The sequence below is a fragment of the Herbiconiux moechotypicola genome (assembly GCF_024979255.1).
Taxonomy (GTDB): domain Bacteria; phylum Actinomycetota; class Actinomycetes; order Actinomycetales; family Microbacteriaceae; genus Herbiconiux; species Herbiconiux moechotypicola.
The window spans coordinates 277,043-303,930 of record NZ_JANLCN010000006.1; the positions used below are offsets into that span (position 1 = coordinate 277,043).

Annotated in this window: 22 protein-coding genes; 19 read left to right on the forward strand and 3 right to left on the reverse strand. The window is 70.8% G+C overall.

All coding sequences use genetic code 11. The features are described 5' to 3' along the window. Window positions 1-38: 38 nt before the first annotated feature. The 15 genes from N1031_RS11950 to N1031_RS12020 all read left to right on the forward strand — a co-directional run bounded on the left by N1031_RS11950 (window position 39) and on the right by N1031_RS12020 (window position 16,272). Window positions 39-1,625 carry a Mur ligase family protein gene (locus tag N1031_RS11950; RefSeq protein ID WP_259479857.1) on the forward strand — a complete coding sequence of 529 codons (1,587 nt, stop codon included), beginning with the start codon at window positions 39-41 and terminating at the stop codon, window positions 1,623-1,625. Between the two features lie 4 nt (window positions 1,626-1,629). Further along, window positions 1,630-3,072 carry a UDP-N-acetylmuramoyl-tripeptide--D-alanyl-D-alanine ligase gene (locus tag N1031_RS11955; protein ID WP_259479858.1) on the forward strand — a complete coding sequence of 481 codons (1,443 nt, stop codon included), beginning with the start codon at window positions 1,630-1,632 and terminating at the stop codon, window positions 3,070-3,072. Continuing rightward, window positions 3,069-4,163 carry a phospho-N-acetylmuramoyl-pentapeptide-transferase gene (gene mraY / locus N1031_RS11960; RefSeq protein WP_259479859.1) on the forward strand — a complete coding sequence of 365 codons (1,095 nt, stop codon included), beginning with the start codon at window positions 3,069-3,071 and terminating at the stop codon, window positions 4,161-4,163. Before N1031_RS11955 ends, mraY begins: the two co-directional genes overlap by 4 nt. Window positions 4,164-4,168: 5 nt before the next feature. After that, window positions 4,169-5,710, forward strand: a complete 1,542-nt coding sequence (murD, locus tag N1031_RS11965) for a UDP-N-acetylmuramoyl-L-alanine--D-glutamate ligase (protein WP_259479897.1) — start codon at window positions 4,169-4,171, stop codon at window positions 5,708-5,710. Further along, window positions 5,682-6,899 carry a putative lipid II flippase FtsW gene (ftsW, locus tag N1031_RS11970; protein ID WP_259479860.1) on the forward strand — a complete coding sequence of 406 codons (1,218 nt, stop codon included), beginning with the start codon at window positions 5,682-5,684 and terminating at the stop codon, window positions 6,897-6,899. Before murD ends, ftsW begins: the two co-directional genes overlap by 29 nt. A 76-nt stretch (window positions 6,900-6,975) precedes the next feature. Further along, a complete protein-coding gene (locus N1031_RS11975) occupies window positions 6,976-8,067 on the forward strand; it encodes a UDP-N-acetylglucosamine--N-acetylmuramyl-(pentapeptide) pyrophosphoryl-undecaprenol N-acetylglucosamine transferase (protein WP_259479861.1) in 1,092 nt (363 codons plus the stop codon). Window positions 8,068-8,153: 86 nt separating this feature from the next. Beyond that, complete coding sequence (murC, locus tag N1031_RS11980) at window positions 8,154-9,650, forward strand: UDP-N-acetylmuramate--L-alanine ligase (RefSeq protein WP_259479862.1); 1,497 nt, start codon at window positions 8,154-8,156, stop codon at window positions 9,648-9,650. A gap of 77 nt (window positions 9,651-9,727) precedes the next feature. Further along, window positions 9,728-10,852, forward strand: a complete 1,125-nt coding sequence (locus tag N1031_RS11985) for a cell division protein FtsQ/DivIB (protein ID WP_259479863.1) — start codon at window positions 9,728-9,730, stop codon at window positions 10,850-10,852. 154 nt (window positions 10,853-11,006) lie between these two features. Beyond that, window positions 11,007-12,227, forward strand: a complete 1,221-nt coding sequence (gene ftsZ / locus N1031_RS11990; RefSeq protein ID WP_259479864.1) for a cell division protein FtsZ — start codon at window positions 11,007-11,009, stop codon at window positions 12,225-12,227. A gap of 48 nt (window positions 12,228-12,275) precedes the next feature. Continuing rightward, window positions 12,276-12,977, forward strand: a complete 702-nt coding sequence (locus N1031_RS11995) for a YggS family pyridoxal phosphate-dependent enzyme (RefSeq protein ID WP_259479865.1) — start codon at window positions 12,276-12,278, stop codon at window positions 12,975-12,977. Between the two features lie 114 nt (window positions 12,978-13,091). Further along, on the forward strand, window positions 13,092-13,598 hold the full coding sequence (locus tag N1031_RS12000; protein WP_259479866.1) for a cell division protein SepF: 507 nt from the start codon (window positions 13,092-13,094) through the stop codon (window positions 13,596-13,598). A 7-nt stretch (window positions 13,599-13,605) separates the two neighbouring features. After that, window positions 13,606-13,911 (forward strand): YggT family protein, encoded by a 306-nt coding sequence (locus N1031_RS12005; protein ID WP_259479867.1) that lies wholly within the window; start codon window positions 13,606-13,608, stop codon window positions 13,909-13,911. Window positions 13,912-14,106: 195 nt separating this feature from the next. Continuing rightward, window positions 14,107-14,727: a DivIVA domain-containing protein gene (locus N1031_RS12010; RefSeq protein ID WP_259479868.1), complete on the forward strand. Its 621-nt coding sequence runs from the start codon at window positions 14,107-14,109 to the stop codon at window positions 14,725-14,727. Beyond that, on the forward strand, window positions 14,717-15,337 hold the full coding sequence (lspA, locus tag N1031_RS12015; protein WP_259479869.1) for a signal peptidase II: 621 nt from the start codon (window positions 14,717-14,719) through the stop codon (window positions 15,335-15,337). Before N1031_RS12010 ends, lspA begins: the two co-directional genes overlap by 11 nt. 14 nt (window positions 15,338-15,351) lie before the next feature. Further along, a complete protein-coding gene (locus N1031_RS12020; protein WP_259479870.1) occupies window positions 15,352-16,272 on the forward strand; it encodes an RluA family pseudouridine synthase in 921 nt (306 codons plus the stop codon). A 12-nt stretch (window positions 16,273-16,284) separates the two neighbouring features. Here N1031_RS12020 and N1031_RS12025 read toward each other — a convergent pair whose 3' ends face one another. Together N1031_RS12025 and N1031_RS12030 are read right to left on the reverse strand one after the other, a co-directional pair. Beyond that, the gene (locus N1031_RS12025) at window positions 16,285-17,916 is read right to left on the reverse strand and encodes a glycoside hydrolase family 43 protein (RefSeq protein WP_259479871.1); all 1,632 of its coding nucleotides are present in this window, start codon (window positions 17,914-17,916) and stop codon (window positions 16,285-16,287) included. A 68-nt stretch (window positions 17,917-17,984) separates the two neighbouring features. Further along, window positions 17,985-18,989 carry a LacI family DNA-binding transcriptional regulator gene (locus N1031_RS12030; protein ID WP_259479872.1) on the reverse strand — a complete coding sequence of 335 codons (1,005 nt, stop codon included), beginning with the start codon at window positions 18,987-18,989 and terminating at the stop codon, window positions 17,985-17,987. Between the two features lie 221 nt (window positions 18,990-19,210). Between N1031_RS12030 and N1031_RS12035 the strand changes: the two genes are divergently transcribed. The 4 genes from N1031_RS12035 (at window position 19,211) to N1031_RS12050 (ending at window position 24,867) form a co-directional block, all read left to right on the forward strand. After that, the gene (locus N1031_RS12035) at window positions 19,211-20,497 is read left to right on the forward strand and encodes an extracellular solute-binding protein (RefSeq protein ID WP_259479873.1); all 1,287 of its coding nucleotides are present in this window, start codon (window positions 19,211-19,213) and stop codon (window positions 20,495-20,497) included. A 9-nt stretch (window positions 20,498-20,506) separates the two neighbouring features. Beyond that, entirely contained in the window at window positions 20,507-21,574 is a 1,068-nt protein-coding gene (locus N1031_RS12040; protein WP_259479874.1) for a carbohydrate ABC transporter permease, read from the forward strand. After that, window positions 21,574-22,464, forward strand: coding sequence for a carbohydrate ABC transporter permease (locus N1031_RS12045; protein ID WP_310795689.1), 891 nt, complete (start codon window positions 21,574-21,576; stop codon window positions 22,462-22,464). Before N1031_RS12040 ends, N1031_RS12045 begins: the two co-directional genes overlap by 1 nt. Before the next feature lie 78 nt (window positions 22,465-22,542). Continuing rightward, window positions 22,543-24,867 carry a beta-xylosidase/alpha-l-arabinosidase gene (locus tag N1031_RS12050; RefSeq protein ID WP_259479899.1) on the forward strand — a complete coding sequence of 775 codons (2,325 nt, stop codon included), beginning with the start codon at window positions 22,543-22,545 and terminating at the stop codon, window positions 24,865-24,867. A gap of 229 nt (window positions 24,868-25,096) precedes the next feature. Here the strand turns inward: N1031_RS12050 and N1031_RS12055 are convergent, their stop codons facing one another. Then, a complete protein-coding gene (locus tag N1031_RS12055) occupies window positions 25,097-26,644 on the reverse strand; it encodes an HNH endonuclease signature motif containing protein (RefSeq protein ID WP_259479875.1) in 1,548 nt (515 codons plus the stop codon). Window positions 26,645-26,888 lie beyond the last annotated feature (244 nt).

A 26,888-nucleotide genomic window follows, 5' to 3' on the forward strand; every position in this document is an offset into this window, starting at 1 on the left:
GACCGACCGAGCATCATTCCAGGACACCAAGGAGACCAGTGGCTGATCGGGGTTCGACGGCACTGCGACCCGAGCATCCGATCGAACGATCGCTGCCGCACCTGGTGGAGGAGTTCGGGTTCGACACCGAGGGCCCCGCCGTCTCCGACGTGGTCTCGGGCATCACCCTCTCGTCGAAAGACGTGCAGCCGGGCGACCTCTATGCCGCGCTGAAGGGCCGCCGGTTCCACGGCGCGTCGTTCGCGACGGCGGCGGCGGAGTCGGGCGCGGTGGCGGTGCTCACCGACGAGGAGGGCGTCGAGCTCGCCCTCGAGTCGGGCCTGCCGGTGCTCATCACCCCTGAGCCGCGGCTCGCCCTCGGCGAGGTGGCCGCGTGGATCTACCGCACCCGCGAGGAGCCGCCGACCCTGTTCGGCGTCACCGGCACCAACGGCAAGACCAGCGTGGCCTACCTGCTCGAGGCGATCCTCCGCCAGCTCGGCATCGTGGCCGGCCTCAGCACCACCGCCGAGCGCCGCATCGGCGACGAGACCATCGTGGCCAAGCTCACCACCCCCGAGGCCACCGAGATCCACGCCATGCTGGCCAGGATGCGCGAGGCCGACGTGCGCTCCGTGGTGCTCGAGGTCTCGGCGCAGGCCATCACGCAGCACCGGGTCGACGGCATCGTCTTCGACGTGGTGGGCTTCACCAACCTCACCCACGACCACCTCGACGACTACGAGACCATGGAGGTCTACTTCGAGGCCAAGCGCGAGCTGTTCCAGCCCGATCGCGCGCGCCGCGGCGTGGTGATCGTCGACGGGGAGTGGGGCACCCGCCTGGCCCAGGAGTCGCGCATCCCGCTCACCACCATCTCGGTCGACCCTGAGGGCGACGCCGAGTGGCTGCTCACCGTCGACGAGGAGCAGCCCGACCGCACCTTCTTCACCCTCCGCGGCCCCGACCACCGCGAGCTCTCCACCAGTGTGCCCCTGCTCGGCGACTACATGGCCGCCAACGCCGCGCTCGCCATCGTGATGCTCGTGGAGTCGGGTTTCGACCTCGACGCGATCGCCCACGCCCTCAACCTCGCCCACGACGACGACGGCGAGGAGATCGAGGACGACGACTTCGTGGCGGGCATCGACGTCTACATCCCGGGCCGGGCCGAGAAGGTCTCCGGCGACCGCGGCCCCGTGGTCTACATCGACTACGGGCACAGCCCCGACGCCTTCATCTCGACCCTGCGCTCGATCCGGCGCGTCACCGACGGCCGCATCATCATGCTCTTCGGCGCCGACGGCGACCGCGACCCCTCCAAGCGCGAGGAGATGGGCGCCATCGCGGCGAGAGGGGCGGATGCGGTGGTCATCACCGACTTCCATCCCCGCTACGAAGACCCGGCCGCGATCCGCGCGGCCCTCCTGCGCGGAGCGCGCGCCGCGGTGCCCGACCGCGAGATCCTCGAGGTGCCCGACCCCAAGGCGGCCTTCCGCGCCGCTCTCGGCCTGGCCGGCGAGGGCGACGTGATCCTCTACGCGGGCCCTGGCCACGAGGACTATCACGAGGTCGCGGGGGAGCGCATCCCGTACTCCGCCCGCGACGACGCGCGAAGCGCCCTGCACGAACACGGATGGCTCTGACGACATGCTCGACCTCACTCTCGCCGAGATCGCCGAGGCCCTCCAGGGCGAACTCGTACTCACCGACGCGGCCGTGGCCGCCGGATTCTCGCCCGACACGATCGTGAACGGCACCGTCGACACCGACTCGCGCCTCATCGGCGTCGGTGACGTGTTCGTGGCCAAGCGCGGCGAGTTCGACGACGGTCACCGCTTCGTGGAGCCCGCGGTCGCCTCCGGTGCCGTGCTCGTCGTGGTGGAGCACCCCTTCGACGTCGCCGTGGCCCAGGTGGTCGTGCCCGACTCGGTGCTCGCGCTCGGCTTCTTCGCCACCGAGGTGGTGCGGCGGGTACGCGCGCTCGGCGAGCTGAAGATCGTGGGCATCACCGGTTCGAACGGCAAGACGACCACGAAGAACCTGCTGCGCGCCATCCTCGAGCGGCAGGGCGAGACGGTCGCCCCGCGCGACTCGTTCAACAACGAGGTGGGCGCGCCGCTCACCATGCTCAAGCTCACCGCCAGCAGTCGCTACCTCGTGGCCGAGATGGGCGCGAGCGGCAAGGGCGAGATCACGCGGCTGATCAGGATGGCCAAGCCCGACATCGGCGTGGTGCTCAAGGTCGGTCTCGCCCACGCGGGCGAGTTCGGCGGCATCGAGACCACGCTCGCCACGAAGACCGAGATGGTGCAAGACCTCGAGCCCGGCGACGTGGCCGTGCTCAACCTCGACGACACGCGCGTGGCCGGCATGGCCGAGAAGACCGCCGCGCGGGTGGTGTGGTTCGGCCTCTCCGACGCCGCGGCGGTCCGCGCCACCGACGTCGACGTCACGGCGCGCGGCACCTCGTTCGTGCTGCATCTGCCCGACGGCTCGTCGCGGCCGGTGCGCTTCGCGGTGCTCGGCCAGCACCACGTGATGAACGCGCTGGCCGCCGCGGCCGCCGCCTTCGAGCTCGGCGTCGGCATCGACGACATCGTCGAGGCTCTCGAGACCGTGGTGCGCGCCGAGCGCTGGCGCATGGAGGTGATGGGCGGCGCCGACGGCGTGACCGTCATCAACGACGCCTACAACGCCAGCCCCGACTCCATGGCCGCCGCCCTGCAGACGGTCGCCATCATCGCGGCGCCCGGCCAGCGCACCACCGCCGTGCTCGGCGAGATGAGCGAGCTCGGGCCGTACGCCACCGAGGAGCACGACCGCATCGGCCGCCTCGTGGTGCGCTACAACATCCACCGCCTGGTGGTGGTGGGGGAGGGCGCGCGCGCCATCCACCTCGCCGCCGAGCACGAGGGCTCCTGGGGCGGGGAGGCGGTGTTCGTCGAGACGGCCGACGAGGCGTTCGATCTCATCGCCGCCGACACCCTGCCCGGCGAGCTCATCCTGGTGAAGTCGTCGAACTCGGCCGGCCTGCGCTTCCTGGGCGACCGCATCGCCCAGGCGAATTCCACGACGGAGGTGCTCCCGTGATCACCCTGCTCGCCTCGGCCTCGCTCTCGCTGGCGTTCTCGCTCTTCCTCACCCCGGTCTTCATCCGCCTGTTCAAGCGGTTCGCCTGGGGGCAGTTCATCAACGTCGACACCCCGGATGCTCACCACGTCAAGCGGGGCACGCCCACCATGGGCGGCATCGTCATCATCCTGGCCGTGCTCTTCGGCTACTTCGTGTCGGCGCTGCTGACGCAGGAGCTGCCGTCGATCTCGGGCCTGCTCGTGCTGTTTCTCATGACGGGGCTCGGCGTGGTGGGCTTCATCGATGACTTCCTCAAGGTGCACAAGGAGCGCAGCCTCGGTCTCACCCCGTGGGCGAAGATCACCGGTCAGGTGATCGTCGGCGTGGTGTTCGCGCTGCTGGCGATCCAGTTCCCGAACGCGCAGGGCGAGACGCCGGCCTCGACGCAGATCTCGTTCATCCGCGACCTGCCCTTCGACTTCCTCTCCTGGGGCGTGGTGCTCGGCACCATCGCCTTCGTCATCTGGATCTGCTTCATGGTGATGGCCACCTCGAACGGGGTGAACCTCACCGACGGGCTCGACGGGCTGGCGCCCGGTTCGAGCATCCTGGCCATCGGCTCGTTCGTCATCATCGGCTTCTGGCAGTTCAACCAGTCGTGCGCCAACGGCTCGCTCGACCTCGACGTGGCCGACAAGTGCTACGACGTGCGCGACCCGCTCGACCTCGCCGTGGTCGCGGCCACGGTGGTGGGAGCGCTCATCGGCTTCCTGTGGTGGAACACCAACCCCGCCAAGATCTTCCTCGGCGACACCGGCTCGCTCGCCCTCGGCGGCGCCCTCGCCGCGCTCGCGATCCTCGCCCGCACCGAGCTGCTGCTCATCCTCATCGGCGGCATCTTCGTGATCGTGGCCGGCCAGGTGGCGGTGCAGCTGACCTACTTCAAGCTCACCAAGGGCAAACGCATCTGGCGGGCCAGCCCGCTGCACCACCACTTCGAGATGAAGGGCTGGGCCGAGGTCACCATCGTCGTGCGGTTCTGGATCATCGCGGGACTGTTCGTGGCCGGGGCCGTGGGGTCGTTCTACCTCGAGTGGCTCTCGCGGTGAGTGAGATGGGCACGATCGGCAGCGAGGCCTCCAGGCTCGACGGTCTCACCAGCTGGAACGCCGACTGGTCGGGTCTGCGCGTGGCGGTGCTCGGCCTCGGCATGACCGGGTTCTCGGTGGCCGACACGCTCACCGAGCTGCGTGCGGAGGTGCTCGTCGTGGCCGCTGCGGCTTCGAAGGAGTACGCCGACCTCGTGCCGGTCATCGGCGCGCGCCTGGTGCTGGCCCCCTCCGGTTCGGTGCCCGGCGAGCTGACCGCGTTCGCCCCCGAACTCGTGGTCGCCTCACCCGGTTACCACCCCGACGACGCGCTGCTGGTCTGGGCCGCCGAGGCGGGCATCCCGGTGTGGGGCGACGTGGAGCTGGCCTGGCGGCTGCGTGACAAGGTGGTGCACCCCGAGACAGGCCTGCCCGCCGACTGGATCGCCGTGACCGGAACGAACGGCAAGACCACGACCGTGCAGCTCACCGCGCACATGCTGCGTGCCGCGGGGCACCGGGTGGCGCCGTGCGGCAACATCGGCGTGCCCGTGCTCGACGCGATCCGCGACCCCGAGGGCTTCGACGCGCTCGTGGTGGAGCTCTCCAGCTACCAGTTGCATTCGACCTCGAGCATGTCGCCGTTCTCGAGCGTCGTGCTCAACGTGGCCGATGACCACCTCGACTGGCACGGCTCGTTCGAGGCCTACGCCGCCGCGAAGGCCCGGGTGTACACGAACACGCGACACGCCTGCGTCTACAACATCGGCGACCCCCTCACCATGCGCATGGTCGAGGAGGCCGACGTGGTGGAGGGTGCCCGCGCCATCGGCTTCGGGCTCGGCGTGCCGGGGCCGAGCGACCTGGGGGTAGTGGAGGGCATCCTCGTCGACCGCGCGTTCCACGACGACCGGCACCACTCCGCGCTCGAGATCGCGACCGTCGACGAGCTCGCCGCGCGCGGGCTCGGCGCACCGCACACGGTCGCCGACGTGCTCGCCGCCGCGGCGCTCGCGCGCAGCTACGGTGCCTCGATCGAGGCCGTCCGTGCCGCGCTGGCCGGGTTCGAGCTCGACCACCACCGCATCGAGCTCGTGGCGGAGGCCGCCGGCGTGGCCTGGGTCGACGACTCCAAGGCCACCAACCCGCACGCCGCGGCGGCGTCGCTGGCCTCCTATCCGTCGATCGTGTGGGTGGTCGGCGGTCTGCTCAAAGGCGTCGACATCGACCCTCTCGTGCGCGACGCGGTGGCTGGCGACACCTCGCGGGTGCGCGCCGCCGTCGTGATCGGGGTCGACCGCGCCGAGGTGCTCGACTCCATCCGGCGACACGCGCCCGGGCTGCCGCTGTTCGAGGTGCTGCACGATGAGACTGAAGACGTGATGGCCGCGGCGGTCGCTCTGGCGGCCGGGGTGGCCGCGCCCGGAGACACCGTGCTGCTGGCACCGGCGGCGGCGTCGATGGACCAGTTCCGAGACTACGGCGACCGCGGCGACCGCTTCGCGGCCGCGGTGCGCAGCCACCTGGGAGGCATTGACGGTGACGACCCCCTCCCGCACGCTCCCTAGGTTCGGCGCGGGCTCCACGGCAACCTCCGGCCCCCGCTCGGCCCGCATCTCGCTCGGTCACGTCTTCACGGCCGAGTCGGGCAACTACTTCCTGCTGCTCGGCACCACCCTGTTCCTGGTGCTGCTCGGGCTCGTCATGGTGCTCTCTTCCTCGTCGATCGACTCCTACCTGGGCCGCCAGGGCTTCTTCGGCCTGTTCTGGAAGCAGGGGATGTTCGCCCTCATCGGCATCCCGCTCATGCTCGTCATCTCGAGGCTGCCCATCCGGTTCTTCAAGCGCTGGGCCTGGGTGGCCATCTTCGTGGCCGTGGGCGTGCAGCTGCTCGTGTTCACCCCGCTCGGCATCGAGGTGGGCGGCAACCTCAACTGGATCGGCATCGGCAGCTTCAACTTCCAGCCCTCCGAGTTGGTGAAGCTCGCCCTGGTCATCTGGATGGGCTCGATCCTCGCCAAGAAGGAGCAGCTGCTCGGCCGTTTCGGCCACGTCGTCATCCCGGTGCTTCCGGTGGCCGGCGGCGCGATCGCGCTGGTGCTGCTCGGCGGCGACCTCGGCACGGTGATGATCATGGCGGGCCTGGTGTTCGGCGCGCTGTTCTACGCAGGCATCAAGCTCAGGATGCTCGTGCTGCCGCTGCTGGCAGGCGCGGTCATCGCGGTGGCGGTGGCGTTCTCGAGCGAGAGCCGCACCGGGCGCATCCTGAACTTCTTCAACGGCGGCGGAAGCGATTACGAGGGCTCCGACTGGCAGGCTCAGCACGGCGAGTGGGCGCTGGCGGGCGGCGGCATCTTCGGGGTGGGGCTCGGCAACTCCCGGGCCAAGTGGTCGTGGCTGCCGGCCGCCGACAACGACTACATCTTCGCCATCATCGGTGAGGAGCTCGGTCTCGTGGGCGCGATCGTGGTGCTGGCGCTGTTCGTGGCGCTGGCGATCGCGTTCGTGCGCATCATCCGCTCGACCGACGACATGTTCTCGAAGGTCGCGACCGGGGCCGTGATGGTGTGGCTGATCGGGCAGGCGTTCGTGAACATCGCCGTGGTGGTGGGGCTGCTGCCCGTGCTCGGGGTGCCGCTGCCGCTCATCTCGTCGGGGGGATCCGCACTGCTCACCACGCTGGCCGCCATCGGCATAGTCCTCGCGATCGCGCGGGAGAACTCGGCGACGCCCAAGGCCTCGGGGGTGCGATCGTGACGGTGCAGATCGTCCTCGCGATCGCGCGGGAGAACTCGGGGCGGCCGACGGGTGCGCTGCGCCGGGAGTCGCGCGCGTGACCGCCTACCTGCTCGCCGGCGGTGGCACCGCCGGCCACGTGAACCCGCTCGTCGCGACGGCCGACGAGCTGCGCCGCCGTGACCCCGAGGCCGAGATCGTGGTGCTGGGCACCGCGGAGGGACTCGAGGCGCGTCTCGTGCCCGAGCGCGGCTACGAGCTCGTCACCATCCCGAAACTGCCGTTCCCGCGTCGCCCGAACGGGGCGGCATTGCGCTTCCCGCGGGCCTTCCGTCGCACGGTCGCCGAGGTGGCGGCGCTCATCGCCGACCGCTCGATCGACGTGGTGGTCGGCTTCGGCGGCTACGCTTCGGCGCCCGGCTACCTCGGTGCCCGGCGGGCGAAGGTACCCTTCGTCATCCACGAGGGCAACGCCAAGCCCGGGCTCGCCAACTGGCTCGGGGCCCGCTACTCGCCCTGGGTGGGCGTGACCTTCGCCTCGACCACGCTGCCGCACCAGACCCTGGTGGGCATGCCGTTGCGTTCCGAGGTGACGGAGCTCGCCGACCCCGCGCGCCGCGCGACGGCGGCCGTGAAGGGGCGCGAGCTGTTCGGGCTCGACCCCGACCGCCCCACCCTGCTCGTGACCGGTGGCTCGCTCGGTGCCCGGCGAATCAACGCCACCGTGCACGCCCGCGCCCAGGCGCTCGTCGACACCGGCTGGAACGTACTGCACATCGCAGGTGCCCGCGCCGAGGTCGCCGACCCCGGGCTGCCCGGCTACGTGTTCATGAACTACTGCGACCGCATGGAGCTCGCGCTCGCCGCCGCCGACTTCGCGGTCTCGCGGGCCGGAGGGTCGACCGTGTCGGAGCTCGCCGTGGTCGGCGTGCCCTCCGTGCTCGTGCCCTACCCGGTCGGCAACGGCGAGCAGCGCTTCAACGCGCTCGACCTCGTGAACGCGGGCGGTGCGGTGCTCGTGGCCGACGCCGAGTTCGTCCCCGGTTACGTGGACGGCACCCTGCTGCCGCTGCTCGCCGACCGCGATCGCGTGGCCCGCATGGCCGTCGCCTCGCGCGCCGCCGGCATCCCCGACGCCTCCGCCCGTCTCTCCGACCTCGTGCAGCGCGCACTCCCCGGCGCGCGCTGAGCCGATCGCCAGCCGGGGGAGCGTAACGTGGTGTCGGATGCGCGGCCGTCGCCGGCATCCTGAGCACCCGAAGAAAGCGTGAGTCCGTGATCAAGCCCGACCTCGATCTGACCATCCCCGAGAACCTCGGTGCGGTGCACTTCGTGGGCATCGGCGGGTCGGGCATGAGCGGCATCGCCCGGCTGTTCCACGCCGCCGGCCTCACCGTCACCGGCTCCGACCGCAGCGATTCGAAGACCGCGGGCAAGCTCCGCGCCCTCGGCATCCCCGTCGCGGTCGGCCACGATGCCGCTCACGTCGGCGACGCCGACACCCTGGTGGTCACGAGCGCGCTCTGGCCCGACAACCCCGAGTACCTCCTCGCGAAGGAGAAGGGGCTCACGGTGCTGCACCGCTCGCAGGCACTCGCCTGGCTCGCCAACCGCAAGCGCGTCGTGGCGGTGGCCGGCGCGCACGGCAAGACCACCTCGACAGGCATGGTGGTGACGGCGCTGCTCGAACTCACCGACGAGGCGAGCCGGCCCAGCTTCGTCAACGGCGGTGTGATCTCCGAGCTCGGCACCAGTTCGGCCTTCGGCGACGGTGAGCTGTTCGTGCTCGAGGCCGACGAGTCCGACGGCTCCTTCCTGCTCTACGACACCGCGGTCGCGCTCATCACCAACGTCGACCCCGACCACCTCGACCACTACGGCTCGGTGGAAGCGGTGGAAGAGGCGTTCGTGCGCTTCGCCGACGCCGCGTCGGAGTTCGTGGTGGTCTCCTCCGACGACGCGGGCGCCCTCCGCGTGTCGTCGCGGGTGTCGCACCCGCGCGTGCTCACCTTCGGCGAGGCCGACGACGCCGACTTCCGCGTGCACTCCATCGAGACCGACGGGCCCGTGCGCTTCGTCGTCTCCTACCAGGGCGTCGACTACACCGGCGTGCTGCGGGTGCCCGGGCGGCACAACGCCGTCAACGCGGCCGGCGCGATGGCCGTGCTCGTGGGGCTGGGGTTCGCTCCGGATGCGGCGCTCACCGCGGTGGGTGCGTTCGGGGGCACCGGCCGGCGGTTCGAGCTGCACGGCACCGTCGGCGGCGTGAGCGTCTACGACGACTACGCCCATCACCCCACCGAGGTCGACGCCGCGCTCACCGCGGCGCGCACGGTCGTGGGGGAGGGGCGCATCATCGCCGTGCACCAGCCGCACCTGTACAGCCGCACCCAGCTCATGGCCGGTCAGTTCGCCGAGACGCTCGAGCGCGTGGCCGACTTCACCGTGGTGCTCGAGGTGTGCGGCGCGCGGGAGGACCCGATCGAGGGGGTCACGGGCGCCCTCGTGTCGGAGCGCTTCGCCGACCCCGCCAAGGTGGCCTATATCGACGACTGGCAGAGCGCCGCCGACTTCACGGCGAGCATCGCCCGGCCCGGCGACTTCGTGGTCACCCTCGGGTGCGGCGATGTGAACCTCATCGTGCCCCAGTTGCTCGGCGCCCTCGAGGCGGCCGAGGGTTCCGGTGCCGACGCCGCTGTCACCCCCGAGACCGCTGTCACCCCCGAGACCGCCGTCACCGCCGAGGCCGCCGTCACCGCTGAGGCCGAGTGAGGCGCCCCCCGGGCATCACCCCGCCCGCACCGCCGCCCGCGGGTGACCCCGAGCCGCGCACACCGGCCGAACCCCGCGTGCGACGCCCGAAGCCTGCGACGCACACTCGTGCCGACTCCGAGGCCACGGTGCCGGTCGACCGACTCGACACGGTCGCGTCGCGGGGCCCGCGTGGCGCCGATGCCGATGCCGATGCCACGGTGCCGGTCGACCGAATCGACACGCAGGCCGGCACCCGTTCCGACGCGGATGCGCGTGGCGCGATGCGAGCGCCGGCGCGAGCGTCCGAGAGCACAGCCGCCCGGCGGGGCACCACGGTGAAAGCGCGCCCGGCCACGACCACGGCATCGGCCGAACGCGCCAGGCGTGCCCCCGGTGCGAGCGAGCTCGCCGACGACGGCGAGCCCGACGCACCGCAGGCAGCCCGGTCGAGCGCCGCAGCCCGGCGTGAGCTGCGCAGGGCCACTCGTCGCCGCCGCCGGTTCGAGCGGCTCGAGGCCCGGCGCTTCACGGTGCGCAGCCGTCGTCGCCGCCTCGCGTGGGCGGTCTCGGGTGCCGTGCTGGGATCTCTGGTGCTGCTCGTGCTGCTGGTGGCCTATTCGCCCCTGCTCTCGGTGCGCCAGATCGTGATCGAGGGCACCTCGCGGCTCGACCCGGGCACCGTGACCTCGGCGCTGGCCGAGCAGCAGGGCCGCCCTCTGGCGCTCGTCGACTACGGAGCGATCGAGCAGGAGCTCGCAGGGTTCCCGCTCATCGCGTCGTACTCGGTGGAAGCGAGGCCTCCCGACACCCTCGCGGTGCGCTTGGTCGAACGCCGCCCGGTGGCGCAGGTCCAGACCGAGCAGGGCTACCAGCTCATCGACGCGGCCGGGGTCACCGTGCAGCAGTCGGCCGAGCGGATCGCGGGCTTCCCCCTCCTCGATCTCAGCGGGACGACCTTCGGCGGCCCGGGCTTCGAGGCGGCGGCGGCCGTGCTCATGTCCTTGCCCGACGCGCTCCTCACCCAGGTCGACTCCATCAGCGGCACGACTCCCGACAGTGTGACGATGGTGTTCACCGGAGCGGGCCAGCGTGTCGTCTGGGGGAGCGCGGAGGACTCGGATCTCAAGGCGCTCATCCTGCAGCGCCTCATCGCCACCCAGGATCCGGCCGCCGCGGTGGAGTACGACGTGTCGAGCCCGCAGAGCCCCGTCATCCGCTGAGCCCTGTTCATCCCTCCCTGGCCTCCGCGACACGCGGCGCGTCTCCCGGGTGGCGCGAGGGTTCTCGCCTAACGTCGTCGTAGGAAACATCTACTGGGTAGAACTTTAACTCTCTACCTGAACTTGAGACTTGAGGATCCCGCGGAGGCCGCACGTGACTGCAAACCAGAACTACCTCGCCGTGATCAAGGTCGTCGGCATCGGCGGCGGCGGTGTGAACGCCGTCAACCGCATGATCGAGCTCGGCCTCCGCGGAGTCGAGTTCATCGCGATCAACACCGACGCCCAGGCCCTGCTCATGAGCGACGCCGACGTCAAGCTCGACGTGGGCCGCGAGATCACCCGGGGCCTCGGCGCCGGCGCCGACCCCGAGGTGGGCCGTCGTGCCGCCGAAGACCACGCCGAAGAGATCGAGGAGGCCCTCGCCGGGGCCGACATGGTGTTCGTGACGGCGGGCGAGGGCGGCGGAACCGGCACGGGCGGTGCTCCGGTCGTGGCGCGCATCGCGAAGTCGATCGGAGCGCTCACCATCGGTGTCGTCACGAAGCCCTTCGGCTTCGAGGGCAAGCGCCGGGCGGCCCAGGCCGAAGACGGTGTCTCCACGCTCAAGAACGAGGTCGACACCCTCATCGTCGTGCCCAACGACCGCCTGCTCGAGATCAGTGACCGCGGCATCAGCATGCTCGAGGCCTTCTCGACCGCAGACCAGGTGCTGCTCGCCGGCGTGCAGGGCATCACCGACCTCATCACCACCCCCGGCCTCATCAACCTCGACTTCGCCGACGTGAAGTCGGTCATGCAGGGCGCGGGTTCGGCGCTCATGGGAATCGGCTCGAGCCGGGGTGCCGACCGTGCCATCAAGGCGGCCGAGCTGGCGGTCGCGAGCCCGCTGCTCGAGGCCTCGATCGACGGCGCGCACGGTGTGCTGCTCTCGATCCAGGGCGGCTCGAACCTCGGCATCTTCGAGATCAACGACGCCGCGAAGCTGGTTCAGGATGCGGTCCACCCCGAGGCGAACATCATCTTCGGTGCCGTGATCGACGACACCCTCGGCGACGAGGTGCGCGTGACGGTGATCGCCGCCGGCTTCGACGGCGGCGAGCCGAACCCGGTCGCGGCGCCGGCGGAGTCGCGCCGGGGCAGCTTCGTGGGCGCCTCCGAGGAGTCGGACCCCTACGGCCGTCACGGCTCGGCCACGGCGACCCTCCGCCGCGACCACCGCGCGGAGCGTCAGCAGGAGGAGTCGCAGGACAGCCCCGCCACGGCCTCGTGGTCGACCCCGGCGGCCGACCTCGGGCTCACCGGCGCGGTCGCGCTCGACCCCGCCTCCGACGACGACGACTCCGACCTCGACGTGCCCGACTTCCTCAAGTGACCGCCCGGGTCTCCACCGTGGATGCCGGCGCTGCGAGATCGTGGCGGCATGGTCGAGCCTGAGGGCACACTGGCCGACCGGTTGGCGGCCATGCGGGCCGGGATCGCGGACGCCGCACGCGCATCCGGCCGTGAGCCCGAGGAGCTCACCCTCATCGCGGTAACGAAGTTCCACCCCGCCTCGCTCGTGCGCGCGCTCCACGCGCTCGGCGTGCGTGATTTCGGGGAGAACCGGCACCAGGAGGCCAGGGAGAAGGCGGCCGAGCTCGCCGATCTCGATGGCGTGCACTGGCATTTCGTCGGCCAGCTGCAGTCGAAGAAGGCGCGACAGGTGCGCGAGTACGCCAGCGTGGTGCACTCGATCGACCGTGAGGCTCTCGTGACCGCACTCGCCCGGCCCGCAGACGGCGAGGCGACGCTGGACGCGTTCCTGCAGGTGAACCTCACCGACGACCCCGCTCGCGGTGGCGCCCGGCCCGACGACGCGCCGCGACTGGCCGAACTGATCGCCACCGAGGCCGCCACGGGGCTCCGCCTGCGCGGGGTGATGGCCGTCGCACCGCTCGGGGAGGAACCGCGGCGTGCGTTCGCGCGATTGAAGGCGATCAGCGAGCAGGTCGCCATCGTGGTGCCCACGGCCACCGAGATCTCGGCCGGCATGTCCCACGACTTCCGCGAGGCGATCGCCGAGGGCGCGACGCACCTCCGCATCGGCACGGCCATCACGGGGCCCCGGCCGTCGCAGGAATAGCTCGCGCGAATTGTCGGCGACACACCTCTGCATCGGCACGGCAATCACCGGAAACCGGCCGCAGCGCGATTAATCTTCTGAGCAGGAAGAACGCAACTGCAACCGGAGGTTCTGATGGCCAACCCGCTCCGCAAGACCATGGTGTACCTGGGGCTCGCCGACGAAGAGCTCGAGTACGAGACGCCCGCCACCCAGGCCCAGGCGACCACGCCGGTCGCCCCGGTGCCACATCCGCAGTCCTCCGCGCCCGCCGCGCAGGCGCACACCGGTAACCGCGCCCCGGTGACCCCCCTCCGCAAGCCCGTGCAGCACACTCCGAAGAATGTGGCCCCCGCTGAGATGAACGAGATCCTCACCGTCCACCCCAAGCAGTACAAAGACGCTCAGCTGATCGCCGAGAACTTCCGCGAGGGCATCCCGGTCATCATCAACCTGTCGCAGATGACGGATGCCGACGCGCGCCGCCTCATCGACTTCGCGGGCGGGCTCTCGCAGGGCCTCTACGGCAAGATCGAGCGTGTGACGAGCAAGGTCTTCCTGCTCTCGCCCTCGCATGTCTCGGTGTCGGGCGACGCCTCCGGCGACTCCCGTGCGGAGTCGTCGTTCTTCGTGCAGTCATAATTACGGGGTGGGTTCCCTCGTCTCGATCGTCGCGACCGTCGTCTATTTCGCGCTGCTGCTGTACTTCTTCCTGATGTGGGGACGCTTCGTCCTCGACCTCGTGCGCACGGTGCGCCGCGACTGGCGGCCGACGGGCGCGCTGCTCGTGCTGGCCGAGGTGACCTACACGGTCACCGACCCGCCCATCCGCTTCTTCCGCCGCATCATCCCGCCGCTCCGGCTCGGTGCGGTGGCGCTCGACTTCGGGTGGAGCATCGTCATGCTGATCGTTATCATCGCCATGTCGGTCGCCGGGTTCTTCCGCGCGGTCTAGTTCTTCCGCGCGGCCTCGGCCGCAGCCTCCCGACGGCGCAATCACGCGTCACAGTCCTGTGCTCAAGAGGGTCAGGCTGTATCCTGGGAGCTACGGCTTCTGGTGAGTCGCCCCGTTCACGGGACGTTCGCCGGGATTGTTGCTACGGTTAGCAACGCGTTATCACTGTCGTCGAAGTACAAAAGGTGGAAAACCATGGCGTTGACTCCGGAAGATGTCGTCAACAAGAGATTCTCTCAGACCAAGTTCCGTGAAGGGTACGACCAGGACGAGGTCGACGACTTCCTCGACGAGGTCGTCGTCGAGCTGCGCCGCCTCACCCAGGAGAACGAGGAGCTGAAGGCCCGCCTCGAGGGTGCTCCCGCGGCCGCTCCGGCCCCCGCTCCCGTGGCCGTCGTCGAAGAGGTCGTCGAGGAGCCCACGCCGGCTCCCGCGCCCGCACCGGTGGCCGCCCCCGTCGCCGAGGTCGACGACGAGTCGGTCTCCACCACGAACCTGCTGCAGCTGGCCCGCCGTCTCCACGACGAGCACGTCAAGGAGGGTGCCGACAAGCGCGACGCCCTCATCGCCGAGGGTCACGCCACCGCGGCCCGCATCGTGGCCGAGGCCGAGACCAAGCAGCGCAACGAGCTGGCCCGTCTCAACCAGGAGAAGGCCGGCATCGAGCACCGCATCGACGAGCTGCGCACCTTCGAGAAGGACTACCGTGCCGGTCTCAAGAGCTACATCGAGGAGCAGCTCGGCGAGCTGACCTCCTCGAGCGTCGACGCCGAGAAGGCGCCGTCGTCGCCGAGCTTCAGCGGCTTTGGCGGATAGCACCCCGGCGGAGAACCCCTCGGAAGAGACGAATCCCGCGCTCGGGTCCGGCACCAGCCGGGCCCGGCCGCGGGTTCTCGTCGTGCTGATCGCCGTCGCGCTGGCCTCGGTCGCGATCGATCAGATCTCGAAGTTCCTCGTCGTGCAGAACCTCGAACTGGGCGAGGTCGTCCCCGTGCTGGGCGACCTGCTCCAGTTCCATTTCGTGAAGAACCCGGGTGCCGCCTTCTCGATCGGCAACGCCTACACCTGGATCTTCGCGATCCTCGCCAGTGCGGTGACGGTGGTCATCATCTGGTTCTCGCGCCGCATCCGGTCGTTCGCCTGGGCCTGGGTGTTCGGTCTGCTGCTCGGCGGCACCGTCGGAAACCTTGCCGACCGGCTGTTCCGCGAGCCGGGCTTCGGTGTGGGGCACGTGATCGACTTCCTCACCATCCCGCTGCTGCCCGCCATCTTCAACCTCGCCGACGTGTCCATCACCGCGGCGATGGTGCTGTTCCTCATCCTCACCATCCGGGGCATCGGCCTGGACGGCACGAAGGCGGTACCGGCGAAGAAGGCCGACGGCGCCGACAACGCCGACGCCGCCGTCGCGCGCGACGAGAACTGACGGTCGGTCGCCTCATGGAATCGCGGACCCTCCCGGTGCCCGACGGACTCGACGGAACCCGCGTCGACGCCGGCATCGCCAAGCTGCTCGGCTTCTCGCGCACCTTCGCGGCCGAGGTGGTCGACGCCGGCGGAGTGAGCCTCGACGGCCGGGTGGTCGGAAAGTCGGATCGCCTGCGCCGTGACGGCTGGCTCTCGGTGGAGTGGTCGCCGCGCGAGGAGCCGCGGATCGTGCCGGTGATCGTTCCCGAGCTCGGGATCGTCTACGACGACGACAGCATCGTGGTGGTCGACAAGCCCGTGGGGGTTGCCGCGCATCCGTCGGTCGGGTGGGAAGGACCCACGGTGCTCGGCGCCCTCGCCGGCGCCGGGTTCCGCATCGCCACGAGCGGAGCGGCGGAGCGCGCGGGCATCGTGCACCGGCTCGACGCGGGCACCAGCGGTCTGATGGTCGTGGCGAAGACCGAGAGCGCGTACACCTGGCTGAAGCGGGCCTTCCACGACCGCGAGGTGAACAAGATCTACCATGCCCTCGTGCAAGGGCACCCCGATCCGTTCTCGGGCACGATCGACGCGCCCATCGGCCGTCACCCGAAGTCGGACTGGAAGTTCGCGGTGACCGCGGCCGGCAAGCCGTCGGTCACGCACTACGAGACGCTCGAGGCTTTCCGGGCCGCCACGCTGCTCGAGATCCACCTCGAGACGGGGCGCACCCACCAGATCCGGGTGCACATGTCGGCCCAGAAGCACCCGTGCTGCGGCGACACGCTCTACGGAGCCGATCCGGTGCTCTCGGCACGGCTCGGGCTGACCCGCCAGTGGCTGCACGCGATGCGGCTGGGTTTCATCCACCCCGAGACGCGGGAGTACGTGGAGTTCACCAGCCACTACCCCGACGACCTGCAGCACGCCCTCGACGTGGTGCGCGAGGGATGATGCGGGAGGCGATCAGCCCTCCTCTGCCCTCACGAGCAGCGTGACCCGCTCCACCTCGATCGACTCGTCGGCCCGGCCGACGGCGAACGGCCCGATCCAGGCGCCCACGAACCCGCTCGCCTGATCGGGCACGAGGGCGGTGAGATCGGCCTCCGCGACGGTGACGCCGTCCACCAGCGCCGCTGCCCGACGGTGACGGATGCGCAGCTCCAGCACCGTGAGCGGGTCGTCCACGGTCGTGGCCTCGGCGAGGGCGGTGCGGATGCCGTCGGCGACCAGCGAGCAGATGGCGGTGCCGTGCGAGTCGACCGCCAGCTCGAGGTGGGCCCGCTCGCTCGTGCGCAGCAGCAGCCCGCCGCGGAGTGCTCCGCCCTCGGTCGGCCGTGACGGAGAACCTAGTCCGGATTCCGGCCCGGCTCCCGACACCGGACTCCGCAGGGTGACGCTCGCGTCGACCGCTGCGTGGGGAAGGCGCCTCCCCAGGAACGACTGCGGTCCGAGCGAGGCAGGCTCGGCGCCCCCGGACAGGAGCAGCGGCGTCCCGGGCGACCCCGGCGTCGCGAACTCCGAGGGATGCCGGCCCACTCCGTTCCAGGCGAGGTCGAGCTCGGACGCGTCGAATCCGTCGTCGAAGACGGTCGGTGCCGGAGCCTGGTCGGGCACACCGTCGGCCTCCATCACGGCGCGCACCCGGGCCTCGCCGGGGGCGAACACGGGCCGGCCGTCCTCCCACTCCACCGGCACGAGGTGGGTCTGGCGGCCCAGGAGTCCGTCCTCGCCGTCGACCGGGGTGGTGGCCAGCACGGTGGCCCAGGTGCGCCCGGCGGTGTCGTCGACGAGATCGGCGTGCCCGACCGCGGCGATGGGGGCCAGGCCGCCGAGATCGCGATGGGTGAGCCTGGGGTTGCCGGGGTCGCCGCGATACGGGCCGGTGATCTCGTCGGCGTACGCCACGCACACCGCGTGCTCGCGGGCCGTGCCGCCCTCGGCGGCCACGAGCATCCAGCCGCCCCCGGGCCGGGCCAGGATGTGCGGGCCCTCCGCCCAGACGGCGCCGGCCAGGGCGCCCTGCCAGATGACGGTCGGCGCTCCGAGCGCCTGGAACGAAGCGGGATCGAGCTCGACGACCCACACGTTCGTCTGACCCGGCCACTCCGCGGGCGACGCCGGCTCGGTGCCGCACAACCAGAGCGAGTCGCCGTCGATGGTGAGCGAGGGATCGAACCCGCCGACCCCGTCGATCCAGACCGGGTCGGACCACGGGCCACGCGCATCCGTCGCGGTGACCGCGAAATGGCCGGTGCGACCGTGCCAGGTGGTCTCATGCCCCGTGGCGCCGCCGGCGGGCGGGGCCGTCGGATCGGGACCCACCACGGTGCACACGACGAGGAAGCGCTGGCCGTCGTGGCGGATGGTGGGCGCGTACAGTCCCCGAGAACCGGCGAGCGCGGAGAGGTCGAGCTGATCGGACCGGTCGATGGCGTGGCCGAGAGGCTCCCAGTCGACGAGGTTCGTGGAACGGTGCACCGGCAGGCCGGGGAGGTACTCGAAGGTCGAGGTGACGAGGAAGAACTCGTCGCCGACACGGCAGAGGCTCGGGTCGGGGTGGCAGCCCGTCAGGACGGGATTGCGGTAGCGGCCCATGGAACTCCTCGGGGCTCGGTGATGGATGGTAGGTGGCGGGTAATGCGGATTGCCGGGTGGGTGCCGCGCTATCCGGAGCGCGGCGGGGCCGTCGTGGCACGGCGGACGAGTTTGGTGGGCAGGAGCACGTGCAGCGTGGAGAGGGTGTCGCCCGCCATGAGCGCCGACAGCATCGTGGCGGCGGTCTGCCCGATGCTCTGCATCGGCTGGCGCACGGTGGTGAGGGGGAGTCCCGAGCGCGAGGCCTCCGGCACGTCGTCGAAGCCCACGACCGAGAGGTCGGTCGGCACCTCGAGTCCGAGCGCGCGCGCCACCTCGATGATGGCGATGGCCGAGAGGTCGTTGGCCGCGAACACGGCGGTGGGAGGGTCGGGCTGCGTGAGGAGTTCCTGTGCCGCACGGCGGGCGCTGTCGGCATCGTAGAAACCGACGCGCACGAGGGCCGGGTCGTGTCCGAGGCCCGCGGCGGCGAGGGCGTCGCGGTAGCCGGCGTCGCGGAGCCGAGAGGAGCGGAGGTCGGGCCGGCCGGCGACGAAGCCGATGCGCCGGTGGCCGAGCGAGACGAGGTAGTCGACGGCCTCGCGCGCGCCGCCGCGGCTGTCGGCCTCGACGGTGGGGAGGTCGGCGCGTCCGGTGTGCGGGTCGACGGCCACCACCGGTACCTCGGCGGCGGCGTTCACCACCGTGGGGGTGACCATGATCGCGCCGTCGATCAGCGTGCCGCTGAGACGGCTGAGCGATCGGCGCTCCCAACCCTCGCCGTCGCCCTGCCTCGAGCCGCTGTAGGCGAGCAGGTCGTAGCGCGAGCCGTGGAGGGCGACGCCCACACCCTTGAGGATCTCGGCGCTGAACGGCTCGAAGTCGGCGACCAGCACCCCGATCACCCCCGTGCGCCTCGCGCGCATGCTGCTCGCGACGAGGCTCGACTCGTAGCCGAGCGCCTCGACCGCCTCGAGCACACGCACCGCGGTGTCGGGGGAGACGCCGTAGCGGCCGTTCACGGCCTTCGAGACCGTCGCCACCGACACCCCGGCCGCCGCCGCCACGTCGTGGATCGTCGCGCGGGCCATCATGCAGCCCACCCCGGGCCGCGCCCGCGAGCAGCCCGTACCGCGCATCCCGTCGCCCGCGCCATCACGCCGAGCGCTCCGCCGACATCACCGTCGCTGTCATGAACGCCGAGTGTAGACCCGTGGAAAAGGTTTTCGAAAACGTTTGACGAGTCACCACCCGGTTGCGACACTCGACCCATTCCCACCAGCGCGACTCAATGAAGAGAGCAGGTTCACAGCAGATGAGACACACCAGGTTCCTGGCCGGCACGGCAGCCGTCGTGCTCGGCGCCCTCGCCCTCAGCGGATGTTCGGCCGGAGGCGGCGACAGCGCATCCGGTGACGGCGTCACCCTCACCTTCTGGCACAACTCCACCACCGGTGCCGGCAAACAGTACTGGGTCGACACGGCCGCGGCCTTCGAGGCCGCCAACCCCGGGGTGACGGTCGAGATCCAGGCCGTGCAGAACGAGGAGATGGACGGCAAGCTGCAGACCGCCCTCAACTCGGGCGACGCACCCGACGTGTTCATGGCCCGCGGCGGCGGCAAGCTCGCCGACGTGGTGAAGGCCGGTCAGGTGATGGACCTCACCGACGGCATCTCCGACGAGGCCAAGGCCGCGGTCGGCAATTCGCTCTCGGCCTTCGAGGTCGACGGCAAGAACTACGGGATGCCCGTATCGGTGCTGCCCTCCGGCATCTTCTACTCCTCCGACCTGTTCACCGAGGCGGGCGTCACCGAGACCCCCGGCACCATCGACGAGCTCGAAGGCGTCGACGAGCAGCTGAAGTCGGCCGGCATCGACCCGATCGCGGTGGGTGCGAAAGACGCCTGGCCCGCCGCCCACTGGTACTACAACTTCGCCCTGCGGGCCTGCTCGAAAGACGCGCTCGACGCCGCGGCCGAGAGCCGCACCTTCGACGACGAGTGCTGGCTCACCGCGGGCGAGAACCTGCAGTCGTTCCTCGACACCGAGCCCTTCAACGACGGGTTCCTCACCACGGCCGCGCAGCAGGGCGCCGGTTCGTCGGCGGGTCTGCTCGCCAACCACCAGGCCGGCATGGAGCTGATGGGCGCGTGGGATCCCGGCGTGATCGCCTCGCTCACCCCCGACGAGCAGCCGCTCGCCGACCTCAAGTGGTTCGCGTTCCCCGAGGTTCCGGGCGGCGACGGCGAGCCGGGCGCGATGATGGGCGGCGTCGACGGGTTCTCGTGCTGGGTGAACGCACCGAAGGAGTGCGTCGACTTCCTCAACTTCATCGTGGAGAAGGACAACCAGGAGGGTTACGCCGAGGCGTTCCAGACCCTGCCGGCCTCGCAGGAGGCGCAGGGCGTGGTCACCGACCCGGCGCTGCAGGACGTGCTGGCCGCCTACAGTGAGGCACCCTACGTCGTGCTGTGGCTCGACACCCTCTACGGCCAGAACGTGGGTAACGCGCTCAACGTGGCCGTCGTCGACATGTTCGCGGGCAAGGGAGACGCCCAGGGGATCGTCGACGCGGTGAACGCCGCGGCGGCCAAGTCGTAGGGCACATCCATGACGACGCTCCACGACGATCGGCTCCCGGCTCGGGCTTCCGCGGGATCCGCGACGGCGGCGCCGGCTACGACGGCGGGGGACGGTGCACTCCAGGCACCGCCCCCCGCCGGGGTCTCCGGCTCAGGAACCGGCACGGCACCCAGTCGGCCCCGAAAGCACCAGGGCCGCTGGCCGCAGCGGGCCGAACTGCTGCTGCTCATCGGCCCGGCTCTGGTGGTGTTCGTCGCCTTCGTCATCTTCCCGGTGGCGATGGCGGCCTACTACGGCTTCTTCAGCTGGTCGGGCTACGGCCCCGCCACCGACTTCGTGGGGCTGCGCAACTACATCACCATCCTCACCGACCCCGCGTTCCACGAGGCGCTCGGCCACAACGCCTTCATCGTGGTGATGTCGCTCGTGCTGCAGGGCCCGCTCGCACTCGGGCTCGCCCTGCTGCTCAACCGCAAGCTGAGGTTCCAGTCGCTCATCCGGGTGCTCATCTTCGTGCCCTACGTCATCTCCGAGGTGGTGGTGGGGCTCGGCTGGAGCCTGATGCTCCAGTCGACCGGCGCGCTCAACGGCCTGCTCGACAAGGTGGGACTCGGCGCCCTCGCCACCGACTGGCTCTCCGACCCGTCGATCGCGATCTGGACGCTGCTCGTCATCATCACGTGGAAGTACGTCGGGTTCGCGGTCATCCTCTTCCTCGCCGGCCTGCAGGGCATCCCCGAGGAGCTCAGCGAGGCGGCGGCGATCGACGGAGCGAGCTACTGGCAGATCCAGCGACACATCGTGCTGCCGCTCATGGGGCCGACCATCCGCATCTGGGCCTTCCTGTCGATCATCGGCTCGCTGCAGCTGTTCGACCTGGTCTGGATCATCTGGGGCCAGTACGTGGCCTCGACCGCGGGCACGTCGACCATGGCCACCTACATGGTGGCGAACGGCCGCAACGCGGGCAGCTACGGCTACGGGAGCGCGGTGGCGCTGGTGATCTTCCTCATCTCGCTCGTGATCGCCCTGCTGTATCAACGATTCGTGCTGCGCCGCGACACCGCGGGCGCGATCACGGGAGGGACGCACTGATGGCGCAGACACTGACTCTCGCTCCGCGGCGGCGACCCGCATCCCGACCCCCCACCCGCCCGCGCACCGTGCCACATTCGCGCTCGACGTTCATCGTCTACTTCGTCGCCCTCGTGCTCGTGGGGCTCATGCTCGCCCCCGTGGCGTACATCATCCTCGGCGGCTTCCGGTCGAACTCCGAGATCACGGTCGACCCGTCGGGTCTGCCCGTGGTGTGGCAGTGGTCGAACTACGCCGACGTGCTCACCAGCGGGGTGTTCTGGGGGCAGGTGGCCAACTCCGCCGTCGCCGCGGTCGCGACGACCGTGTTCGTGGTGGCGCTGGGGCTCATGGCCGCGTTCGCGCTCTCGCGGTATTCGTTCCGCGGTCGTGGGGCGGTGTACGCGCTGTTCACGGCAGGGCTGATGTTCCCCATGACCGTCGCGATCACCCCGCTGTACATCCTCGTGCGCAACCTCGGTCTCATGAACTCGCTCGCGGGTGTGATCGTGCCGCAGATCGCGTTCGCGCTGCCGATGACGATCATCATCCTGGTGCCGTTCCTCGCCGCGATCCCGAACGAGATCCAGGAGGCGGCGGCGATCGACGGATGCAGCCGGCTCGGCTTCTTCTGGCGGATGGTGATCAGGCTCGCCGTGCCCGGGGTCATCACCGTGAGCATCCTGGCCTTCATCGGCAGCTGGAACTCCTACATGCTGCCCCTGTTCATCCTCAACGACGAGGCGGCGTACACCCTGCCGCTCGGCACCCAGGCGTTCGCCTCGCAGTACGCGGTCGACACCGCGAAGGTGCTGGCGTTCACCTCGCTCTCCATGATCCCCGCCCTCCTGTTCTTCAGCCTGTTCGAACGCCGCATCGTCGGCGGACTGACCGGCGCCGTCAAGGGATAACGCGTGACACTCGAACACGACCTCGCCCCCTCGGGCCTGCCCCCCGCATCCGATCGGGTACTCGACCTGCTCTCGCGCATGACCCTCGACGAGAAGCTCGCGCAACTCGTGGGCTACTGGGTCGACCAGGGCGGCGAGGTGGTGGCGCCGATGGCGGGCGAGATGGCCTCGTCGACGCGCTACGACGAGGCGACCGCGCACGGCATCGGGCACCTGACCCGGGTGTACGGCACCCGGCCGGTCGACCCGGCCGACCGTGCCGCGTGGCTGTGGCGGGAGCAGCGAAGGCTCCGCCGGGAGACCCGTCTCGGGATTCCGGCGCTGGTGCACGAGGAGGTGCTCACGGGGCTCGCCGCGTGGAAGGCCGCCACGTTCCCGACGCCGCTGGCCTGGGGGGCGGCGTTCGATCCGGCCCTGGTCGAGCGGATGGGCGCGGCGATCGGGCGGTCGATGCGCGAGTTGGGGGTGCACCAGGGGCTCGCACCCGTGCTCGACGTCATCCGCGACCCGCGGTGGGGGCGGGTCGACGAGTGCATCGGGGAGGACCCGTATCTCGTGGGGACCGTGGGTACGGCATACGTGCGGGGTCTGCAGTCGGCCGGCGTGCACGCGACGCTCAAGCACTTCGTGGGCTACTCGGCCTCGCAGGGAGGTCGGAATCACGCGCCCGTGCACGCCGGGCGGCGCGAGCTCGAAGACGTGCTGCTGCCGCCGTTCGAGATGGCCGTGAGACTCGGTGGGGTGCGGTCGGTGATGAACTCGTACGCCGAGATCGACGGGATGCCCGTGGGTGCGACGGCGGAGTACCTCACCGGCGTGCTCAGGGATCGCTGGGGGTTCGACGGCGTGGTGGTGTCGGACTACTTCGCGGTCGCCTTCCTGCAGACGATGCACGGGGTGGCGGCGGATCGGGGGGAGGCCGCGGGGCTCGCTCTCGCCGCAGGGATCGACGTGGAGCTCCCGAGCGGGGACGCGTACCTCGGGCCGCTCGCTTCGCGGGTGCGGAGCGGGGGTGTTCCGGAGGCGTTGGTGGACCTCGCGGTCGTGCGGGCCCTCACGCAGAAGGAGGAACTGGGGCTGCTCGACGACGACTACGACGAGGTGCTGGGGGAGGCGCCCGCCGTGGTCGACGTCGACGACGCCGAGCACCGGGCGCTGGCGAGGCAGCTCGCGGAGGAGTCGCTGGTGCTGGTGTCTAACGACGGGGTGCTGCCGCTCCCCGCCGGGGTGCGGGTGGCGCTGATCGGACCCAACGCCGACAGCGCGGAGGCGTTGATGGGGTGCTACTCATTCGCGAACCATGTGCTGGCGCATCATCCTGGCACGCCGTACGGGTTCGAGATACCGACCGTGCGGGAGGCCTTCGTGCGGAGGTTCGGGGCGGGGGCAGTGGAATATGCAGAGGGGTGCGGGTTCGAGGGGGCTGCTGAGGGCGTCGAGGCTTTCGGCGTCGAGGCCTCTGGTGCGGGAGCTGCAGCTGCGGTGGAGGCGGCCGTGGCGGCGGCGCTCGCCGCGGACGTGGCGGTCGTCGTGGTGGGAGACCGTGCCGGGCTGTTCGGCCGGGGCACCGTCGGCGAGGGGAACGACGTGGAGTCGCTCGAGCTGCCCGGGCGGCAGCGTGCGCTCGTGGAGGCGGTCGCCGCGACGGGGACGCCCGTGGTGCTCGTGGTGCTGTCGGGTCGTCCGTATGCGATCGGGTGGGCCGTGGACGGGGTCGGTGGTCGGCACGCGGGAGAACCCACGGGAGCCGTGTCGGCGGTCGTGCAGGCTTTCTTCCCGGGCGAGGAGGGTGCGACGGCGCTCGCCGCGGTGCTGGCGGGCGACGTGGAGCCGTCCGGCCGGTTGCCGGTGTCGTTGCCGAGGGCGGCGGGAGCGCAGCCGTACAGCTATCTGCATCCGATTCTCGGGGGGCCGACCGAGATCACCAGTGCGGACAGCACACCCGTGCGGCCCTTCGGATTCGGGCTCGGGTACACGAGCTTCGAGCGGTCGGGGCTTCGGGTCGCCTCGCCCACCGTGGTCGCGGGCGAGCCTGTCGCGGCGACCGTGCGGGTGCGCAACTCGGGAGCTCGGCGGGGTGTCGACCTCGTGCAGCTGTATGGCCGCGACGTGCTCGGGAGCGTGACGCGACCCGTGGCGCAGCTTCTCGGGTATCTGCGTGTGGCGCTCGAACCCGGCGAGGAGGTCGAGGTGCGGTTCGAGGTGCCTGCGGTGCGGCTGGCGTTCACGGATGCGCGATACGAGCGCGTGGTGGAGCCGGGAGTCCTCGAGCTGTGGGTCGGTGGGTCGTCGGCCGAGCGCGAGACGGAGACGTCGGTGCTGATCGAGGGCGAGGTGTGGCACGTCGGGGACGCACTGCCGGCCGTGACGCTCGCGGAGGTCGTGTCGAGGAGTCGAGGTTGACCCGGTAGGCGGGCACCCCGCATCGTCGCCAGTAGCACGCAGAGACACTCGCGGCGGCACCGAGAAGTGGGCGCCGAGAAGTGGGCGCCGAGATGTGGGCGCCGAGAAGTGGACGCCGACAAGTGGACGCCGAGAAGTGGACGCCGATACCGGGCGCACAGCGGTGGGCGCCGAGACGTGGGCACCGAGTGGTGTGCGCTGGGAAGTGAGCACCGAAAGGTGCCGGCTTTCAGAACGGTGGCGGTTCATCGCGTGTCGTGCGGGTGCTTCGGCTCGGTGTGTTGGCGGTGTCGTGGGTAGGCGCGGTGTGATGGCGCAGCACTGCAGGGGTTTCCGGTGGTGCGGCCGAATCGGGCGGTGGAGGTGCTGCTGAGCCGTCGGATGGAGGGGCGCCAGAAGGCGCCGGGTGACGCGCGAGACCCATCGGATGGGTGGTGTAGTGGCGGCCGCGCGGGCTGGTCCAGGTGAGTTTACGGGAGGCGCTCGGGTCGGCGGCGACCCGCCAGCCGCCTTCGTGTTTGAGGTGGTGATGCCGGGAGCAGAGGTGCGCGAGATTGCCGGCTACGGTGGTTCCGCCCTCTGACCAGGCATGGGTGTGGTCGAGTTCGCACCGGCCGGCGCGACGGCTGCAGCCGGGGAAGCGGCAGGTCTCGTCTGCGGCCATGAGCACGGTGCGCAGAGCCGTCGACGCGCTGTATCGCTCGCGGCCGGCGGGGCCGCCCGACACAGGAGCCGCAGGATGCCGGTGGCGCGTGACCACGAGCGGCTCGCCCGTGCCCGGACCGGTGAGCACGCGGAGGAACGTCGGCGCCGCTGCGGCGATGGAGCGCGCGGTGTCGGCATCGATCGGGCCGTAGCCGTGGAGTTCGCCCGGGGCAGCATCCGCTCCCGCCACGGTCGTCGCGGGTACGGTGACGAGCACGGTGGGCGCGAACGTGGGGCGTTCTCCTCGGCCGAGGACGATGTCGGCCAGCGCATCGCTCCGGCGCTGGGCATGGGTGCGCGGGTCGTCGTCGGCACGATGGGAGCGGGCGATTCGATCGACGAGGTCGTCGATGGCGAGCGCATCGACCGCGGGCAGGAGATGGCGAAGCGTGGCCATGCCGTCGAGCTCGGGGAGCAGGACCACGTTCCGCTCCTCGCGGGCGGCGGCCGAGCGCGTGACGATCGACTCCGGATGTGCGACCTCTCTGAGGCGGCGGGCCCGGTCGTCGAAGCGATGGGAGGGCAGCGCCATCGCGAGAGGCAGCGCCTGGGCTTCGAAGTCGCTCCTCGCCGACTCGGGCAGCGTGACGGCATGAGCGACGAGAGCGCGCGCGTGGGCCCAGGAGATGCTGCCCGCTCGGAGAGCCGCAAGCGTGGACGGGAGTTCGCGGACGAGATGCTCGCTGTCATCGACGAGTCGAGCGGTCGCTCGCTCCGATCTGCGGGTGGCGCACGCGATCTCGGTGACGAGACGGCGGCGCGCCCACTCGAGCGACGACCCGGATCGACGTGGTGCGTCGACTCGCGCCTCGAGTTCGGCCCATCGGACGGCTTCGGCGACGTGCTGGGCACGGGCGGCCTCGAGCGCCGCGATCTCGGCATCGCACGCCGCGATCATCGCGACCTCACGATCGAACCGCGCCCCGATCGACTCCGTAGTGGGCTGATCGGGCCGATCGACATTCCTCATGCCGCGGTCGGCGAGCCCGTGGCGAGAGAGATCGGCGCCACCACCGCGCGGCGCGGCTGTGAGTGCCGGCTCTGCGCGGAAGGCGACGGTCGAGTTCTTCATGAGTACAACTCAACACCATGCCACCGACATCGGGACCGGTTGTGGTGCGACGGGTGATGGAGCATGCGAGAGGTGCCGGGATGCACGAACCGCGAGCTCCGCAGTGCGGTGGGATGGCGGTAGTTGGGGATGTGGGGGCCGGGGTGCTCGGGTGCGGGGGTGCGGGGTGCTCGGGTGCAGGGTGCTCGGGTGCGGGGGTCGGGGGTGTGCGGGGTGCAGGGTGCTCGGGTGCGGGGGTCGGGGG

Excerpts from the sequence above, each read along its gene's own strand:
- N1031_RS12010 (WP_259479868.1), top strand. The coding sequence starts at position 14,107 with ATGGCGTTGACTCCGGAAGATGTCGTCAACAAGAGATTCTCTCAGACC.
- N1031_RS12030 (WP_259479872.1), bottom strand. The coding sequence starts at position 18,989 with ATGATGGCCCGCGCGACGATCCACGACGTGGCGGCGGCGGCCGGGGTG.
- N1031_RS12050 (WP_259479899.1), top strand. The coding sequence starts at position 22,543 with ATGACCCTCGACGAGAAGCTCGCGCAACTCGTGGGCTACTGGGTCGAC.
- N1031_RS12035 (WP_259479873.1), top strand. The coding sequence starts at position 19,211 with ATGAGACACACCAGGTTCCTGGCCGGCACGGCAGCCGTCGTGCTCGGC.
- N1031_RS12055 (WP_259479875.1), bottom strand. The coding sequence starts at position 26,644 with ATGAAGAACTCGACCGTCGCCTTCCGCGCAGAGCCGGCACTCACAGCC.
- N1031_RS12040 (WP_259479874.1), top strand. The coding sequence starts at position 20,507 with ATGACGACGCTCCACGACGATCGGCTCCCGGCTCGGGCTTCCGCGGGA.
- N1031_RS12020 (WP_259479870.1), top strand. The coding sequence starts at position 15,352 with ATGGAATCGCGGACCCTCCCGGTGCCCGACGGACTCGACGGAACCCGC.
- N1031_RS12025 (WP_259479871.1), bottom strand. The coding sequence starts at position 17,916 with ATGGGCCGCTACCGCAATCCCGTCCTGACGGGCTGCCACCCCGACCCG.
- N1031_RS11955 (WP_259479858.1), top strand. The coding sequence starts at position 1,630 with ATGCTCGACCTCACTCTCGCCGAGATCGCCGAGGCCCTCCAGGGCGAA.
- murD (WP_259479897.1), top strand. The coding sequence starts at position 4,169 with ATGGGCACGATCGGCAGCGAGGCCTCCAGGCTCGACGGTCTCACCAGC.
- N1031_RS12000 (WP_259479866.1), top strand. The coding sequence starts at position 13,092 with ATGGCCAACCCGCTCCGCAAGACCATGGTGTACCTGGGGCTCGCCGAC.
- N1031_RS11995 (WP_259479865.1), top strand. The coding sequence starts at position 12,276 with ATGGTCGAGCCTGAGGGCACACTGGCCGACCGGTTGGCGGCCATGCGG.
- N1031_RS12045 (WP_310795689.1), top strand. The coding sequence starts at position 21,574 with ATGGCGCAGACACTGACTCTCGCTCCGCGGCGGCGACCCGCATCCCGA.